Source organism: Bacillus horti (genome assembly GCF_030813115.1).
Lineage (GTDB): Bacteria > Bacillota > Bacilli > Caldalkalibacillales > JCM-10596 > Bacillus_CH > Bacillus_CH horti.
The window spans coordinates 24,320-39,824 of sequence record NZ_JAUSTY010000028.1 but is presented as its reverse complement, the minus strand read 5'-3'; the positions used below and the strand labels follow the sequence as shown (position 1 = coordinate 39,824).

General features: G+C 38.1%; 19 protein-coding genes. 18 read left to right on the top strand and 1 reads right to left on the bottom strand.

All coding sequences use genetic code 11. The features are described 5' to 3' along the window. Positions 1 to 420: 420 nt before the first annotated feature. From J2S11_RS21200 to J2S11_RS21120, 17 genes are all read left to right on the top strand, one after another. Entirely contained in the window at positions 421 to 753 is a 333-nt protein-coding gene (locus tag J2S11_RS21200; protein ID WP_307398035.1) for a hypothetical protein, read from the top strand. An 86-nt stretch (positions 754 to 839) separates the two neighbouring features. After that, positions 840 to 1,163 carry a hypothetical protein gene (locus J2S11_RS21195; protein ID WP_307398034.1) on the top strand — a complete coding sequence of 108 codons (324 nt, stop codon included), beginning with the start codon at positions 840 to 842 and terminating at the stop codon, positions 1,161 to 1,163. Between the two features lie 12 nt (positions 1,164 to 1,175). Continuing rightward, complete coding sequence (locus tag J2S11_RS21190) at positions 1,176 to 1,427, top strand: VOC family protein (protein ID WP_307398036.1); 252 nt, start codon at positions 1,176 to 1,178, stop codon at positions 1,425 to 1,427. Positions 1,428 to 1,495: 68 nt separating this feature from the next. Then, on the top strand, positions 1,496 to 2,047 hold the full coding sequence (locus J2S11_RS21185) for a ribonuclease FAU-1 family protein (protein ID WP_307398032.1): 552 nt from the start codon (positions 1,496 to 1,498) through the stop codon (positions 2,045 to 2,047). Between the two features lie 365 nt (positions 2,048 to 2,412). Next, positions 2,413 to 2,775 carry an ASCH domain-containing protein gene (locus J2S11_RS21180; RefSeq protein WP_307398031.1) on the top strand — a complete coding sequence of 121 codons (363 nt, stop codon included), beginning with the start codon at positions 2,413 to 2,415 and terminating at the stop codon, positions 2,773 to 2,775. 14 nt (positions 2,776 to 2,789) lie between these two features. Beyond that, entirely contained in the window at positions 2,790 to 3,335 is a 546-nt protein-coding gene (locus tag J2S11_RS21175; protein WP_307398030.1) for a GNAT family N-acetyltransferase, read from the top strand. A 25-nt stretch (positions 3,336 to 3,360) separates the two neighbouring features. Continuing rightward, positions 3,361 to 4,104 (top strand): class I SAM-dependent methyltransferase, encoded by a 744-nt coding sequence (locus J2S11_RS21170; protein WP_307398028.1) that lies wholly within the window; start codon positions 3,361 to 3,363, stop codon positions 4,102 to 4,104. Positions 4,105 to 4,227: 123 nt separating this feature from the next. Next, positions 4,228 to 5,334, top strand: coding sequence for a citrate synthase/methylcitrate synthase (locus J2S11_RS21165; RefSeq protein WP_307398027.1), 1,107 nt, complete (start codon positions 4,228 to 4,230; stop codon positions 5,332 to 5,334). 34 nt (positions 5,335 to 5,368) lie between these two features. After that, entirely contained in the window at positions 5,369 to 6,151 is a 783-nt protein-coding gene (locus J2S11_RS21160) for a class I SAM-dependent methyltransferase (protein WP_307398026.1), read from the top strand. Between the two features lie 347 nt (positions 6,152 to 6,498). Then, the gene (locus tag J2S11_RS21155; protein ID WP_307398025.1) at positions 6,499 to 7,278 is read left to right on the top strand and encodes a CPBP family intramembrane glutamic endopeptidase; all 780 of its coding nucleotides are present in this window, start codon (positions 6,499 to 6,501) and stop codon (positions 7,276 to 7,278) included. A gap of 91 nt (positions 7,279 to 7,369) precedes the next feature. Beyond that, positions 7,370 to 8,371 carry a phosphotransferase enzyme family protein gene (locus tag J2S11_RS21150; RefSeq protein ID WP_307398024.1) on the top strand — a complete coding sequence of 334 codons (1,002 nt, stop codon included), beginning with the start codon at positions 7,370 to 7,372 and terminating at the stop codon, positions 8,369 to 8,371. Positions 8,372 to 8,403: 32 nt separating this feature from the next. Next, positions 8,404 to 8,688: a hypothetical protein gene (locus tag J2S11_RS21145; RefSeq protein WP_307398023.1), complete on the top strand. Its 285-nt coding sequence runs from the start codon at positions 8,404 to 8,406 to the stop codon at positions 8,686 to 8,688. A gap of 21 nt (positions 8,689 to 8,709) precedes the next feature. After that, positions 8,710 to 9,273: a GNAT family N-acetyltransferase gene (locus J2S11_RS21140; protein WP_307398022.1), complete on the top strand. Its 564-nt coding sequence runs from the start codon at positions 8,710 to 8,712 to the stop codon at positions 9,271 to 9,273. 46 nt (positions 9,274 to 9,319) lie between these two features. Then, positions 9,320 to 9,559: a hypothetical protein gene (locus J2S11_RS21135; RefSeq protein ID WP_307398021.1), complete on the top strand. Its 240-nt coding sequence runs from the start codon at positions 9,320 to 9,322 to the stop codon at positions 9,557 to 9,559. A gap of 30 nt (positions 9,560 to 9,589) precedes the next feature. Next, positions 9,590 to 10,135 (top strand): signal peptidase I, encoded by a 546-nt coding sequence (lepB, locus tag J2S11_RS21130; protein ID WP_307398020.1) that lies wholly within the window; start codon positions 9,590 to 9,592, stop codon positions 10,133 to 10,135. Positions 10,136 to 10,181: 46 nt separating this feature from the next. Beyond that, positions 10,182 to 10,760: a GNAT family N-acetyltransferase gene (locus tag J2S11_RS21125; protein ID WP_307398019.1), complete on the top strand. Its 579-nt coding sequence runs from the start codon at positions 10,182 to 10,184 to the stop codon at positions 10,758 to 10,760. A 397-nt stretch (positions 10,761 to 11,157) separates the two neighbouring features. After that, a complete protein-coding gene (locus J2S11_RS21120; RefSeq protein WP_307398018.1) occupies positions 11,158 to 12,060 on the top strand; it encodes a macrolide 2'-phosphotransferase in 903 nt (300 codons plus the stop codon). 173 nt (positions 12,061 to 12,233) lie between these two features. On the opposite strand, the gene J2S11_RS21115 is transcribed toward J2S11_RS21120, so the two are convergent. Next, positions 12,234 to 13,535 (bottom strand): MFS transporter, encoded by a 1,302-nt coding sequence (locus J2S11_RS21115; RefSeq protein WP_307398017.1) that lies wholly within the window; start codon positions 13,533 to 13,535, stop codon positions 12,234 to 12,236. A 113-nt stretch (positions 13,536 to 13,648) separates the two neighbouring features. Here J2S11_RS21115 and J2S11_RS21110 point away from each other — a divergent pair, with 113 nt between their 5' ends. After that, positions 13,649 to 15,496 carry an ABC transporter substrate-binding protein gene (locus J2S11_RS21110; RefSeq protein WP_307398016.1) on the top strand — a complete coding sequence of 616 codons (1,848 nt, stop codon included), beginning with the start codon at positions 13,649 to 13,651 and terminating at the stop codon, positions 15,494 to 15,496. Positions 15,497 to 15,505: the final 9 nt, after the last annotated feature.

Below are 15,505 nucleotides of genomic sequence, written 5' to 3'. Positions count from 1 at the left end.
AAACTTCACGTACGGTTTGATGAGGAGGAGCTGGAATGAGTAAAGGCGACCTCACGGTCGCCAAGAAAATTTCAGTTCTTTACTCTACCAGAATTTATCAGTTTAAAGGTAGATAGTATTAGAGAAACTAAAGCTTCCTCTAATGATGGACTAGACGGTTTCTTCTAGAGGTCTTTGATAGAAATTTCTCTTATACTATCAGAATTTATCAGTTTTAGGGTAGATAGTATAAGAAGCTAAGGCTTTCGCCATGACTTGGCGACAAGCCAAGTTTTTCTAATAAAAAAGGAAAAAGCATAGTCATATTACAGGAAATATAGTAGAGTAGGAAATCATAGGTAATAACGAGGCAAGTTCTTAATATAGGTTTAAAATACCTCATAGGATTTAAACATAAAATTAGGAAGGAGAATACTTGAATTGAGTAAAGATAAAGAAGAAAAGCTCATCCTGTGTGAAAAATGCTCAGGTAAAATAGCTTCAAATGACGATTTAGTTACGTCTATCGTACCTTTCACCATTGTTCCTTATCACGAACGGTGCTTCTCTAGAGAAATGAAAAGCTTATATAGTGTTTTTATTAGCTGGCCGATAAATGGAATACAAGGTAATGTAGGAACTGTTTTAATTGTACTTATAGTTGTGGTCTCATTGTTTATAAACGATGTATCTTGGTATTACAGTGCACTATTAACCTTACCAATTCTCATTAGGCTGTCATCGTGGGTTATTTATGAGAGGCATCTTGAATAAAATTTTTATTTAGATTAATTACGCTACTAATTAAAGAAATTTTTCTTTACTAAACATAATCTTTTCCAGAGAGGGTTTAGTCTTTTATGAGTCATACAAAGTTTATTTTTTGTGAAAAATGTAGGGTACCCATTAGATCAAAGGAAGAGCTTGTAACGTCAAGTTTCTTTTTCTTAATTGCAACGTATCATGATCGTTGTTTTTCACAGGAAATTAAAGGCTTAATAAGTGCTTTTCTAAGCTGGCCGATTAATGGAATTCAAGGTAATCTAACAGCCATTTTTGCTTCAATTGCTTTTATAGTCATGTTACTCATTCCTGAAGTGCCCATTATTATCAAACTGGGTATCCTAGTCCCAATTTTGATGCGAGTAGCTTCATGGACTTTCTTTGAGAGGCATTTACCGTAGTTTGTTTCATACATAACAGGATATTATCCGGTAACAACTGGCCATCAGGAAGGGCATTCCCAAATTGGAATTAATGGTGGAATCTCAAAGGGACCAAGCGATTTCCCACATGGAACGAGGATTCAGATTGAGGTTGACAGTATTGATAGCACGATTAGCAAATCAGTCGCACTAGGGGCTCAAGTAGCAAGAGAAAAGATGGAATTTGATGAGTATTATTTAGCATACTTAGTAGACCCAATGGGAATTGGAATAGGATTATAGAGCGGAAGAAGAAGGAGGAGTGAGCCATTGCTCCTCTTTCTATTCCGGAAATTTATGTGAGGTAGCTAATGCTAAAACGAAAACAGGCAGATAGACCAAATTGGAATTGGATAGTAGAGAAACGATACGTCCAGGAATATGTTCAAAACGAACATTTTGATGGAGATATTGGCTATATCATTATGGACAAGGTTAAAGAGCCGCTTAATGTAGGATATGATGGCATTGAGCTGTGTCTTGCTGATAGTGGATATACTTGGATCATGTTCTTTCCGAAGGGTGAATTCTATAGTTTAGCACTGATGTTAAATGACAGGTATGAAATGATCCAAGGGTATTTTGATATAATTAAGTCTTTGGAGTACTCACCAGAAGGAATCCCAATCATTACAGATTTATACTTAGACGTCGTTTACCTTCCTAATGGACAAGTATATTTGCTAGATGAAGATGAGCTTGAAGTAGCTCTTAATACGGAGGTCATTACAGAAGAGGAGTATAGCTTGGCTAAGCGAGAAGCATCAAAATTATTTCAAAGCCTGAGCACTCAATCACTACCCTTAATGAATGAAATAGAATTGTATATTAAGCGCTTGAAGAAGTTACGTAAGAATCTTTGATTAATTTGAGTAGATGAACTTTGTCTGGCTTTCTCTAACGGACAAAATTGCATCTTAGCAAGGTTTTTTGACCTTTGTAAATTCTAACGGACAAAATTGCACCTTAGAGGTGTAATCCCTATCAAAATCAATGAATTTATCATTCTAAGTGTCGGAAATGTCCGTTACAGATTAAATCAGGTGAAAATGGTGCTCTAAGGGTTAAACATGTCCGTTACAGGGAAGAGGCAAGCAAAATAAACAGAGTCAACGGGAATCTTTAGAAAAAGTTATGAGCAAAAGGCCGGAAAATCTGCAGGGCTGGAGGATTTTTCCTACTGCAAAGCTGTCCTATCAAGATAAATAAAAGTAAGGAGGTGTATTAGATGGCTAAGCATAGGATGACGCTTTATAGTAAACCGTTTAAATCTATAGTTTCTGGTCATAAGAAGGTTGAGATCAGGCTAAATGACGAAAAGAGAAGAATTCTTCAGATTGGCGATCTCATTGAGTTTGAAAAGCTACCAGAACGGATAGAGAAGGTTAAAGTTAAGGTTAAGGATTTAATAGTGTATGGTACATTTAAAGAAATGTTTGCAGCCATTCCTTTTGAAGATTTTGATTGTGCTGGATGGTCTATGGAGGAAATGCTTGAGGGGATGTACAGTATTTATACACGTGCACAAGAAGCAGAGTGGGGGACTTTGGCTATTCGGATACAGAAATTAGATGAACAAGTGGAGAAATAGAGAGGGGGGTTAGCTTGAACCAAGCGCCAGCTTTACATTCAGAAAGGCTGATTCTAAGAAAGCCAGAAGAAGGAGATATTCAAGATCGATTTACTTGTGGAAGAAGTGCTGAAGTGGAGAAAATGTGTGGAAGAAGTACTATTGATCTCCAACCGTATACATACGAAGAGGCAAAGCATTGGGTTGAGCGATTGATGTCCAAACCTCTTGCGTGGTCTATTGAATATCAGGGGAGATGTATTGGCCAAGCTCGTCTGATAGTGAATGAGATAGATCGAAAAGCTAGGTATGCTGTTGGTTTATTCGATGAAAGCATATTAGGAAAAGGCTTTGGTACTGAGATTACTCAAGTAGTTCTTCATTATGCCTTTAGCACCCTCGGGCTACACCGAGTGGAGCTACGGGTTTTGGAATACAATACTAGAGCGATTGCTTGCTATGAGAAGTGCGGTTTTGTGAAGGAAGGATTGGAGCGTGAAGGGGCTTTGATTGATGAGAAATGGTTTAGTGATTGGAGGATGAGTATTTTAGAGCAGGAATATTTTAAAGAAATGAAATAGACAACTGATAAAAAGGGGGATTCCTATGGTATACAGAGGTTCACAAAATTATGATCAGGATTCATTTTTCGAGAAGTATCAGCAGCTAAGAAAGAGAAGTGAAAGTGCAAACGATACTCTTGAGAAGCCAATATTCTTTGAAATGCTTGATAAGGCTTCTGATTCAATCCTAGACTTAGGCTGCGGGAATGCAGCTTTTGGTGTTGAACTGTTAGAAAGAGGTGCTAGTTTTTACACAGGATTAGAAGGATCGAAAAATATGGTGGATGAAGCAAAGAAGAATGTCGCATCCCCAATAGAAAATAGGCAAGCTGAAATTATACATACCACACTAGAGGATTGGGAGTATCCAGTTGAGAAGTATGACATGGTCGTGTCAAGGCTTGTGCTCCATTATATTGAAGATATCCACCATCTATTTTCTAAGGTGTACCAAGCTCTTAAACCATCAGGAAGCTTTATTTTCTCTATCGAGCATCCACTAATGACATCAGCACATGAATCATTAAAAGCAGGTGGGTTGAAGCAGGACTGGATCATTGATAATTATTTCTATACGGGTAAAAGAGAGCATGCTTGGTTAGGAATTCAAGTGAAGAAATACCATAGGACGATAGAGGATTATTTTTCTAGTATGCAGGAAGCGGGCTTTGTTATAGAAAGTCTCAGAGAATCCAAACCACAATTAGAAAACTTTAGTAGTAAGGAAACGTATGAACGTAGGATGAGAATACCCTTGTTCTTATTTTTGAAAGCTAGAAAAGTGTGAGAAATGTTTTAAGAGTTTAAGTATAATGATAAGAATTCATAATTAAAAACCACTTAATTATCTATTATTCATAATCAATAACCTCCTATATACTTATAGGTATAAAGGAATGGAGGGAAAATGATGAAAGACATAAAAAAACCTTCTGTAACTGGACTAGAAGGGGTTGTTGCGGCAGATACCGCTATTAGTCTTGTGGACGGCGATAAAGGACATTTGGTACTTAGAGGCTACTGGGCTAAGGAATTAGCTTTAAAGCATGCGTTTGAAGAGGTAGCCCATTTAATTTGGAGAGGCTCGCTCCCTAGTGATGATCAGTTTAATCAGTTAAAAAAGAAACTAGCAAATGAACGTGATCTACCAGAATACACGATAAACATCTTAAAGCAGCTACCAGAGCAGATGGATATGATGAGTGTTTTAAGAGCGCTAGTAGGAACTTTTGTTCTAGAGGGAGCAAGATGGCCTCCGACGTTAGATCAGGCAGTGGCTATTACAGCAAAAATACCAACGATTATTGCTTATCGTCATAGACTCATTCAAGGAAAAGCGTTGGTGGCTCCAAAAGCTAACTTGTCTCATATCGAGAATTATTTATACATGCTTTCAGGAGAAGCACCGCAGCCTGCCCATGTTCAAGCTCTTGAGGCATATTCCATTTTGACAATGGAGCACGGAATGAATGCTTCTACCTTTACGGCTCGAGTTATCTCTTCAACAGAATCAGATATTGTGTCAGCCATTTCAGGCGCTATTGGAGCAATGAAGGGGCCATTACATGGCGGAGCTCCTTCAGGTGTTATTGAGATGCTTGAAGAGATTGGGAATAAAGAGCAGGTCGAAGCATGGATTCGTGGTGCATTAGAGCGTGGTGAACGATTAATGGGCTTTGGACATAGAGTATACAAAACACATGATCCTAGATCGTTAGCTCTAAAGGAAATGATCGGTAGCCTTGAAGGGCAGGATGAATGGTTAGACTTAGCGTATGAGGTTGAGAAGCAGGCTGTTGAGCTTTTAGAGGAGTTTAAGCCTGGACGTAGACTTTATACAAATGTTGAGTTCTATGCTGCGGCTATTATGCGAGCGGTACAGCTTCCGGAGCAGCTCTTTTCACCTACCTTTACCTTAAGTAGAACGGTAGGTTGGACAGCACATGTATTAGAGCAGGCTGAAAACAACCGTATTTTCAGACCACAGTCCACGTATATTGGCCGTACACCAAACTAGTGCTTACCTTAAACTTCGAAGGGGTGTGAGTGGTATGAACATGGATTTTCATGATCGGAAAAATAGTAGCTCATATACAAACAGACAAATAGACACATTATGGCTGGACACGATTAAGGGTTTAGTAGAGGTCAAGGATAAAAAGGTATTAGATATAGGCTGTGGTGGTGGGCTGTATTCAGCGTGCTTTGCTCAGCTAGGAGCAAAACAGGTAATAGGGCTGGATTTTTCAGCTGAAATGGTGAAGACAGCTGAGAACGAGAATATGTATCCGGACATTGTTTCCTTTCGGCAGGGGAATGCACTAGATATCCCTTTGGAAGAAGGTCAAGCTGATCTCATTCTAGAAAGAGCAGTTATCCATCACATTAAGGAATCCGACTTGCTTACGTGCTTTTCAGAGGCTCATAGAGTATTAAGAGAACAGGGAACATTTGTTATACAGGATAGAACGGTAGAAGATTGCTTTTTACATGGTAGTCATGAACATATTAGAGGGTACTTTTTTGAAAAGTTTCCACACCTAAAGGATACTGAGTTGAAACGTAGACATACGTCTGAAGCTGTAACACACGCGCTGGAGAAAGCCGGATTTAAACATATTCATGAGCAGCATATTTGGGAAGAGCGGCGTAAATATCTCTCTATGGATCAGCTTCGTGAGGATTTATTAGCTAGGAAAGGTCGTTCGCTTTTACATGCACTTTCGGATCACGAGCTTGATGAGCTAGTTACTTATATTGAAGATCAGGTAAAGGACTTTCCTTTGGTTGAAAAGGATCGTTGGACAATATGGAAAGCAGAAAAAGCAGTTTAGAGTGTGTTAGACTCTAACTGCTTTTTATTATCTTCATTTGGTATAATTTAATTTATATATTAATTTGTCCTATACTTATAAAGATTAGCAATGTTAGGCTTGAACAGGAGGAAATTTCTTTGGAATATATTATGTTCTTGGTACTAGTAATTATTCTATATAATCAATACAAAATCTTACAAGAAATAAAAGATTTAAGGTACAGTGTCTCATCAATTAAGGAACGTTTGGATAAGGATACGAATGAATAATGTAGAAAAATAAGAAACTACAAATTACAACCAACCATTTACTTCCATATGTTATGATAGTAATGTAGGGAGAGTGTGATAGGAGAACAAAGCAATATGCACGTTTTAAAACTTTTAGCATTTGTTACCTTTACCTTACTTGTTATTGGTATCCAAACGTTTGATCTAATCACTTTATTATTGTTTGGTTTCTTAGCTATTCTTTTATACATAATCAGTCGAAGAAGTTATCGGATATTCCTAGTAACTATCGTTTTATTTGGTTTGGGATTTATGGGCTATCTCTACTTATCACAAACTATAGTATTAGAGGACGATCAAGCTCGAGTATTAATTAACCGATTATTGTTACTCATTCCACTAGGGGCTATTGTTTTATTTTCCTTTGCTTTAAGACAGCCATTGCTGCACTATGGCTGGAAGTTGAATTGGAATGAAAAAATGCTAGCTCCTTTGTTTTGGGTAGGGCTACACACGGTTAGTATCAGTCACTTTTTGCTCGTGGCTATGGCCATTAATATTCTAGTTTTTATGCCTTTTATCATTATGCAGGATGTTCAATATCTTCAATCTGTAGCTATTTTTGCTGTTCTTTTTGCTGCTATCAATGCTTTTCTAGAAGAATTTGTTTGGCGTGGGGTACTGCTCAGTAGATTCATTGAACAGGTAGGAGTGAAGTGGGCAGTAGCTTTAACCAGTATAGGCTTTGGTCTCCAGCATTACTCATTAGGCTTCTCTTGGGAGGTCGCTCTATTATTTTCAATAGGTGGTTTCTTTTATGCTGGTATTACCATTACGTCAAAAAGCATTGTTCCGGCTATCATTTGGCATTTTGTGCTGAATCTCTTAATGGTTTTCAGTGGATTAATTGTATAGGACGTGAAATAAAGAGTTTCTTTATACGTTCTGATGAAACTTTTTATATGGGATATTCGTAATTATTGTATAGGATAATTTGGAGGGTAGTATGGATAAAAGAAGCAAAGCGTTGTTTAATGATCAGATTTTAGCTCAAAGCGCCAAGCTGTTTCGAGCTAATGTAGGGCAAATGAAGGACTTAGGTGGATTTGAAAGCTTCATCTATGAATTCATGCTTGATGGAGCCGAATTTATTATGCGTATTACACATAGCTTACATAGGGATAAAGGAGAGATGCAGGCAGAAGTAGATTGGATCTACTTTTTAGCACAGCAGGGAGTTTCAGTAGCTAAGCCTATCTTTTCCGTGAATGAACGATTATTAGAAAGAATTGATTTGGATGATTCCTATTTCTTAGTTAGTGCCTTTGAGAAAGCACCTGGTGGGAAGGTAACGAAAGAGAACTGGAATGAAGACCTATTCATTGAGTGGGGGAAAATAACGGGTCAAATGCATAAGCATACACAGTCCTATGAGCCTCCAACTGGATTAAAGCGCCCCATGTGGTACGAAGATCCTTTACTATTGGAAGCAGAGAATCATTTACCCGCTGGTCATGAAATCGTTGTTAAGAAGTTTAGTGAAACCATTCAAAAAATCAAAGAGCTTCCTCAGAATAGTGACGCATTTGGATTAATTCATACAGACTTACACTATGGGAACTTTTTTGTTCATGAAGGAAAAATCACGGCGTTTGATTTTGATGATTGCTCCTATCAATATTTTGTAAGTGATATAGCCATTCCGTTGTTTTATTCATTGTATGGTTCACTATCAGGCGATGATAAGATATCATTTACACGTATTTTTATGAAGAATTTTCTAGCAGGATATCTAACTGAGCATTGTTTAGACAAGTTCTGGCTTGAACAGCTACCTCTGTTTTTAAAGCTAAGGGAAATTGAGTTATATGTTGTGTATCATCGTAGCTTAGATATTGAGAAGCTTAGTGACGCTGAAAAACAAAGATTGATTGTAACGAAAAGCAATATAGAAAATGACATTCCTTATATGAATCTATCTTTACAAGACCTTGGAGTGCATGATTGATTCTTGTAAAACTCATGTGGAGGTAAGATAAAATGTCTAATCGGGATCAAAAAAAGAGCTATATTAAATTTTGCATTACCGGTGTCATTTGTATCTTATTGGCTAGTTTTCTTTTCTTTATGGTGAGAGGCTGGTACCTTACAACAAACTACGTTCCAGATATCTTATCAGCGTATGAAAACTCAAGGATGCTTCAAAGTGAGGTTACTTTTGGTGCTTCAAGTATATTGACCTACTTGTATCCATTAGTCGGAGTAGGTATTTTCTCTCTTTTTGTATTGTGGAAGTATAGAACTAGTGCCGCCAATAATCATTAATGTGAAAGAGTGGGGATAGGGATGTATAAAATTAGGATGGCTAACGTTGATGATGCACCTGGAATCGCAGAGGTTCATGTGGCTAGCTGGAAAACAACATATAAAGGGATTATTGATGCTACCTTACTAGATCAGCTATCCATAGAAAGGCGCTTGCAGAATTGGAGACAAACTTTAAGTATTGCCGATGAGGGAAGCCAAAATGAACAGGATGAGATATCATCTACGTCAAGCTTAAACAACAATGAGTTTGTGTATGTTGCAGAGGATGAAGAAGGAAGGATTGTTGCTTTTGCTTCAGCAGGACAATCTCGATCTCCTCAATATCCGTACAAGGCAGAGTTATATACGATTTATTTGCTTGAAGAAGTTCAGAAGCAAGGTATTGGTCAAAAGCTATTTAAAGCGGTTGTTCAAGAATTACATAGTCGTTCCTACTCATCCATGCTTTGCTGGGTAATTAAAGATAACTCTGCCGTAAGCTTTTATCAGAAGCATGGAGGTAAGATTATCGATGAGAAAATGTTTGAATTTGGTCATCAGCAAATTCCGGAGTATGCGGTTGGTTGGGATGAATTAATGTAATTCATAGGCACATTCAAATATAGGTGTACGAAAGGAGCAACAACAAATGGTTGAAAGTGTTTCTACGTCATCAATAGAATGGGGCACCATGCTGTATTCAATACCTATCTTTCTATTCCTAATAGCTTTGTTACTTCTCATTCCTTACGCTATTTTAAAATTATCGAAGAGCAAAAAGAAAGCTAAGGAACAAGAGCTAGAAATGGCAAGGCTACATCAGGAACTAAAAAATGTGCAAAACAAGCTAGAAGAGCTTACAGAGAAAACAGATCAAAACAATAAGTAGGGTATTAGAGCTGTGAGAGAGGTGAGGCGTATGAATAAAGTATTAATAGAAATTTTAAGCTGGGTAAAAACCATTGGTATTTCATTAATCATTGCACTATTTATTAATATGTTTGTGTTTCAAGGGTATCAGGTTGATGGGAAGTCTATGCTGCCTACTTACGAGGACAGGGATCGTATTTTTGTTTTCAAATTTGATTCTTCCTATTCGTATGAGGATATTGTGGTTGTAGATAGTCGCGTTGATCGAATTAGAAGCTTTAAAGACGAAATGCTGGATCATAAAATTGGTCAGCTTATTCGTGGAAAGGAAGCTCGTTATTTATGGATTAAGCGTATTATAGGGATGCCAGGGGATACCATTCAAATTGTTGATGGAGAGCTGTACCGGAATGATCAACTATTAGAGGAAGTTTATATAAATGAAAAGATGCTTGCAACGGGCAATCAGGAGTGGCTAGTTCCAGATGATCATGTATTTGTATTAGGGGATAACCGTAATTATAGTGGAGATTCTAGAACGATTGGTCCTGTTCCAATGTCTAATGTCGTTGGTAAAGCATTGTTTCAAAACTAGTTATGCATGAAAACTAATCACTTTGTAAGGAGAATAGACATTATTTATGGTTAAAAACAATATTGGAACGGAAGTTTTATTAAAAGGTACTAGGGTTACTTTAAGAAACGTAACAGATGAAGATTTACCACAGTATTACCAGCTCATTCATGGAGAAGCTGATCCTGAGTGGAAGAAATGGGATGCTCCGTATTTCCCTCTAGAGCATGAGAGCTTTTATGAATTTTGCAGCTATGTAGAAAAACGTGTACAAGCGCAAGGTACACCTTCTCTTTTATTAATTGAGGCTGATGGACAGGTTATAGGAACGGTAAGCTACTATTGGGAGCACAAGGAATCTAATTGGCTGGAGATGGGAATTGGTATTTATCGTCCAGAGTATTGGAGCGGTGGTTACGGAACGGAAGCCCTAAAGCTCTGGATTGATTTCTTATTTGAAAGCATGCCACTTGCCCGCGTTGGTCTAACAACATGGTCTGGAAACCATAGAATGATGCGCTGTGCGGAAAAGCTTGGATTACAGCTTGAAGGCAGGATGAGGAAGTGTCGCATCTATAATGGAGAGTATTATGATTCTATTCGTATGGGAATCCTGAGAGAAGAGTGGGAGCTTCTAAAAGAGTAGGACGAAGATGAAAGCGTCGGTGTGGGTCACCCTTTTTGACTTTTACTGATACGTACCTTATAATCAGGATGACTTAAATAGGAGGTTTGTTAAAAATGACTGCATCAATAAGATTACGCCATACTTCTTTGAACAAGTAATTGAATACGTTCAAAGGCTCTGTTGATAGGCAGAGTAAACGGGAGTAATATGCACATTTTTAATAATTCCTTAACGGGACTTTTTACAGAAGAACGGGCAGACTAGGTGTCTTTCTTTTGTGTTTTTTAAAGAGAATAGGTGAAGAGTGTGACCTGTTCCCACGTTTACTCTGAACCATAGACAGGGTCTGTCTATGGTTTTTTCTGTTGAAAAGCCTTTAAAAATCTACTGGAATTGAAAGTGGAGGGATATATCTATGAATAAACAAGAGATTATAGTATTAGCAAAAAGTAAGGGGCTAGATATACTTGAAAATAAGCTGAAAATTAATGAATCTGGATTGGATTTTCAGGTTGCCCATGCGGAGGATTTAGAAGGAACAAAATGGATTCTTCGAATTCCACGTCGAGGGGATTCGATGAATAAAGCAAAACAAGAAAAACATGTGCTAGATGTTGTGAATCAGCATACCAGTATTCAAGCCCCCAGTTGGAGCATCTTCACTAAGGAGTTAATTGCATATAAACAGCTTGATGGAACACCTGCAGCGACGGTTAATCCTGAGCTACAAGACTATGAATGGACCTTTGATAGTCAGAACAGTCCAGAAGCCTATCATCAAACGTTTGGTCAGGTATTAGCGGATTTACATCAGGTGTCCATTGAGCTAGTTAAAACGAATGGAATGACTATACACAGTGCTGAGGAAGCCAGATTATCGATGAAGGCTAGAATGAAAAAAGTAAAGGATACTTATGGTGTTGATACATCGTTATGGGAACGCTGGCAGAGTTGGGTTTCAAATGAGGCCTTTTGGCCAAAGTATACTGGATTATCGCATGGTGATATTCATCCAGGACATATCTTGATCGATTCATCTTGTAGAGTAACAGGGTTAATCGATTGGACAGAGGTAGCTGTGACAGATGTGTCACGGGATTTTCAAGGACATTATTTAATCTTTGGGGAAAATGGACTGGATAAAGCCCTTGCTTCCTATGAAAATGCTGGGGGCAGAACCTGGACCCATATGAAAGAGCATATTATTGAGCTTCAAACAACTGCTGCCATTAGTGTGGCTGAATTTGCAGAGTCCAGTGGGTTGAAAGAGATGGAAGAGATGGCTAAAAAAATGCTTGGAGTAAGTGATAATGAGTAGATTAAGCAAATAAATAATGGCTTGATTAGTATAAGTTTAGAATCGATTGAAGTGGTTATTAAGCAGGAGCTGTCCTTACGTAGATTTACTACTAGGGACAGCTTTCTTTTTATAGGTTATAAATAGAATTAAATGAGTAAGTTTTTTTCAATTCTATGATATTTAAGAACTTCTCAATGTTCAGGGCGCAGATCTTTGTAACGAGTCCACATAAGAGCTAGAGCTCCGTAAATCAGAGCAGCTAACCAATACAGAGGTTGCACTCCAGCCTGTTCAATGATGAAGAAGGCGATTAAAGGCCCTATAGCAGCGCCAACGTCTACTGCTACTGTATATGAGGTCATTACACCAATTTTAGAGCTGTTTGTTGCTACATCAGAAGCTGTACTGTCTGACAAAGTGACAATCATGGTTGAAGTCAATTGAAAAGCAAATATACATAGGATGAACATCCATAGATCTAAAGGAAATGTAACCATCAGCAGAAATAGGCTGCCTAAAATGAAAGCGAATATGATCAACTTTTTTCGGCCAAACAGATTGTCAGAAAGCTTGCCAATCCAAGGAGCTAGGAAGGGATCCCAAGACCATTTTATCGCTTGTAGGAGACCGGATAAGGCAGTTGAAGTTAAAACCATCCCCAGAATAAGAAATGTAGATATATTCTCATCAATTAATACCGTTAATGTGGAGAGAAAGATACCGAATACGATTATTGACATCATTAACCCTGAGACTAGGACAAAGAAAACATTTCGTTGTCTCCACCAACGAGTAGTGATTATTTGATCTGAAGTAGACGAATGGGATAAAGCATGTGCTCGAGCTGTTGGATTATTTTCCTCCGTTACATATTGCGCTGGCATTCCTCGTAACAGGAAAAACGAACAGAAGGCGAGTGCCGTTAATCCAATACTTAATCCTTGTGGCCCAACATATGAGATCAGAACTCCTCCAGATATCATCCCTACAAGTCCGCCTAATCCCCATAATCCATTATATCTCCCCATTAAATACCCTCTATTTTGGTCATTAGAGCTTGTCATTACTGTTAGTAGCCCACCTAATCTTAATAGGGACCAAGCGATCCCCCATAATGCTCGAGCACATACCAATAGAATAAAATTCTGAGCAAAACCATAGGCAAGTGTGGTCACAAGTGTTAAGCACACCGCGATAAAAATACCTGTTCTTAAATGGATTCTACGATAAAGAAAACCTATCAGTGGAGTTAAAGGTAAACGGATTAATCGATTAATAGATAAGAGAATCCCAATTTGCCAAATAGCTGTTAAGCCAAAATCCTCCCAATATAAGGGGAGAACAATATACAGCATTAAATCTCCAGGTATACATAAGGCTGTAAGGAGAGCGATACGAATAACTCTAGATTTTTGCTCCTTATCTTGGTCAGATGGGAATGGTTCAAGATTTATTGTACGATTTGAAACGGAAGATTGATTTGAACGGTTCATTTATAAGTCCTTTCCTGATGTTCTTTTTGTATATAATTTATTGTAGCTGTTAAAAGAGGAAGAAAAAGTGTAAAATAAACACAATAAAAATTACCCCTTTTATGGAGGAATATATGAAGTTATTTGAGCATTTTGTCCAGTTGTATCAGCAGCTTTATGTAGCGAATGACTATAGGGATAGCGAAATTCCAATCCATGGTTTTTCATGTGACGTAACATTAGCTGAATTAACGGAAATCTTACATTGCACACTACGCAATGTGAAATGGGTACTGAAGGATATGCAGGGGAAGAACTGGATCGGTTGGAAGCCTGGATTAGGACGAGGAAATCAGTCAAAGCTGACCTTTCTTAGGTCGTTAGAAGAGGTTATTCTAGAGCAAATTCAAGAACATTTTGATAGTGACCATTGGGAGCAAGCAGGTCAGATTTTTAACATGTATAAGGATGAGCTGCAGGGTACAGATATCGTGTTTAAGGCGATGGCTAACCTTTCACCCGTGAAAAAAATTAGCAAGGGACAAAAATCAATATATGCCCTTCGCTTTATTAGCTATCGTCAACTATCTTACTTAGATCCAACATTAATCAGTAGAAGAACAGAGCACCATATGGTTCGTCAGGTTTTTGAGGGGCTATTACGTTATAACCCTACTACATGTTATCTTGAACCACATTTAGCTTTGCACTGGGAGACATGTGGCGAACATCGTGTATGGACCTTTTATCTACGAAGAGGAGTTAAATTTCACGATGATAAAAACCTCTATGCCAACGATATCGTGCACTCCTTCAAAAGAGCAATGAATATAGAATCGCCATTTCAATGGATGTATCGAATAATCAGTAAGGCTGAAGCGCTAGCTCCAGACATTGTTCAGTTTACTCTTGAACAATCTTTCCCCAATTTTCATCATTTTTTAGCCGCTTACCCCTTTTATATTACGAAGATACCTGCTTCATCAAACCAAGGCTTACTGGGGACAGGTCCTTTTAAAATAAGGGAACAAGGTGGGCCCCGGCTAGTGCTTGACGTGTTTGATGGTTACTTTGGATACCAATCACAGCTTGATCGTGTTGAGGTATATTATGTTCCTCAAGTTTTTGAAGTAACTCAAGATAAGGTTCATTCCATTTCAGATGAAGTAAACTTCCATCAGTATCAAGTGGATTCCTATAAGCCTAAAAACTGGAAGGCAGTGCGAAGTGTTGATATAGGATTTAAATACATGGTTGCTAACTTAGGTAAGGAAGGACCTTTACAGAATGACAGTATAAGACAGGCATTCTTCAGACTGCTTAATAGAAGACAGATGATCAATGAGCTAGGAGGAAATCGTCATAGGCCGGCTGCGTATGTATTTCCTGAGCGGAATGAGGCTTTTCAGCAAGAAAAAGATAAGACGAGCGGGATAGAAAATGAAAATGTGAAGAGATTAAAGGCTTTAGAGAAACCGCTCTCTTTGATTACTTATTCAGGAGCAGGAAATGTGGAGGATGCCTATTGGGTGAAACAGGTAGCTGCTTCTTATGGCATTGAATTGGAGGTTTTAATCGTCCCTTATTTAGATATGTATTCAGCAGATGCTCTGTCAAAAGGTGATCTTTTTATTGGGGAGCAATGGATGACTTATGACCCTATGTGGACGTTTCTATGTATCCTGACACAGGAGAAGAGCATTGTGAAAAAGTGCTTAGCTGGAACATCTATGTTCATTTCTATTATGGAGCGACTTAAGATCATTCTCACTAGCCCTGATCAAGAGCAATGCAGAAAAGAATTTAATAAAATAGAAGCGCAGTTAATTCATGAATATATTCTTTTTCCATTCTATCAGTGGGAGCAAACGGCTGAATTCCCCGAGCATGTTCAAGGAGCTTCACTAAATGACCTTGGTTGGGTAGACTATCAGCCCATATGGTTTAAAATGAATCATCATAATCCAGAGTCTCCTACATAAGTATGTTAA

Coding starts and splice junctions, on each gene's coding strand:
- J2S11_RS21195 (WP_307398034.1), top strand. CDS start 840: ATGAGTCATACAAAGTTTATTTTTTGTGAAAAATGTAGGGTACCCATT.
- J2S11_RS21185 (WP_307398032.1), top strand. CDS start 1,496: ATGCTAAAACGAAAACAGGCAGATAGACCAAATTGGAATTGGATAGTA.
- J2S11_RS21180 (WP_307398031.1), top strand. CDS start 2,413: ATGGCTAAGCATAGGATGACGCTTTATAGTAAACCGTTTAAATCTATA.
- J2S11_RS21170 (WP_307398028.1), top strand. CDS start 3,361: ATGGTATACAGAGGTTCACAAAATTATGATCAGGATTCATTTTTCGAG.
- J2S11_RS21165 (WP_307398027.1), top strand. CDS start 4,228: ATGAAAGACATAAAAAAACCTTCTGTAACTGGACTAGAAGGGGTTGTT.
- J2S11_RS21160 (WP_307398026.1), top strand. CDS start 5,369: ATGAACATGGATTTTCATGATCGGAAAAATAGTAGCTCATATACAAAC.
- J2S11_RS21155 (WP_307398025.1), top strand. CDS start 6,499: ATGCACGTTTTAAAACTTTTAGCATTTGTTACCTTTACCTTACTTGTT.
- J2S11_RS21150 (WP_307398024.1), top strand. CDS start 7,370: ATGGATAAAAGAAGCAAAGCGTTGTTTAATGATCAGATTTTAGCTCAA.
- J2S11_RS21145 (WP_307398023.1), top strand. CDS start 8,404: ATGTCTAATCGGGATCAAAAAAAGAGCTATATTAAATTTTGCATTACC.
- J2S11_RS21140 (WP_307398022.1), top strand. CDS start 8,710: ATGTATAAAATTAGGATGGCTAACGTTGATGATGCACCTGGAATCGCA.
- J2S11_RS21135 (WP_307398021.1), top strand. CDS start 9,320: ATGGTTGAAAGTGTTTCTACGTCATCAATAGAATGGGGCACCATGCTG.
- lepB (WP_307398020.1), top strand. CDS start 9,590: ATGAATAAAGTATTAATAGAAATTTTAAGCTGGGTAAAAACCATTGGT.
- J2S11_RS21125 (WP_307398019.1), top strand. CDS start 10,182: ATGGTTAAAAACAATATTGGAACGGAAGTTTTATTAAAAGGTACTAGG.
- J2S11_RS21120 (WP_307398018.1), top strand. CDS start 11,158: ATGAATAAACAAGAGATTATAGTATTAGCAAAAAGTAAGGGGCTAGAT.
- J2S11_RS21115 (WP_307398017.1), bottom strand. CDS start 13,535: ATGAACCGTTCAAATCAATCTTCCGTTTCAAATCGTACAATAAATCTT.
- J2S11_RS21110 (WP_307398016.1), top strand. CDS start 13,649: ATGAAGTTATTTGAGCATTTTGTCCAGTTGTATCAGCAGCTTTATGTA.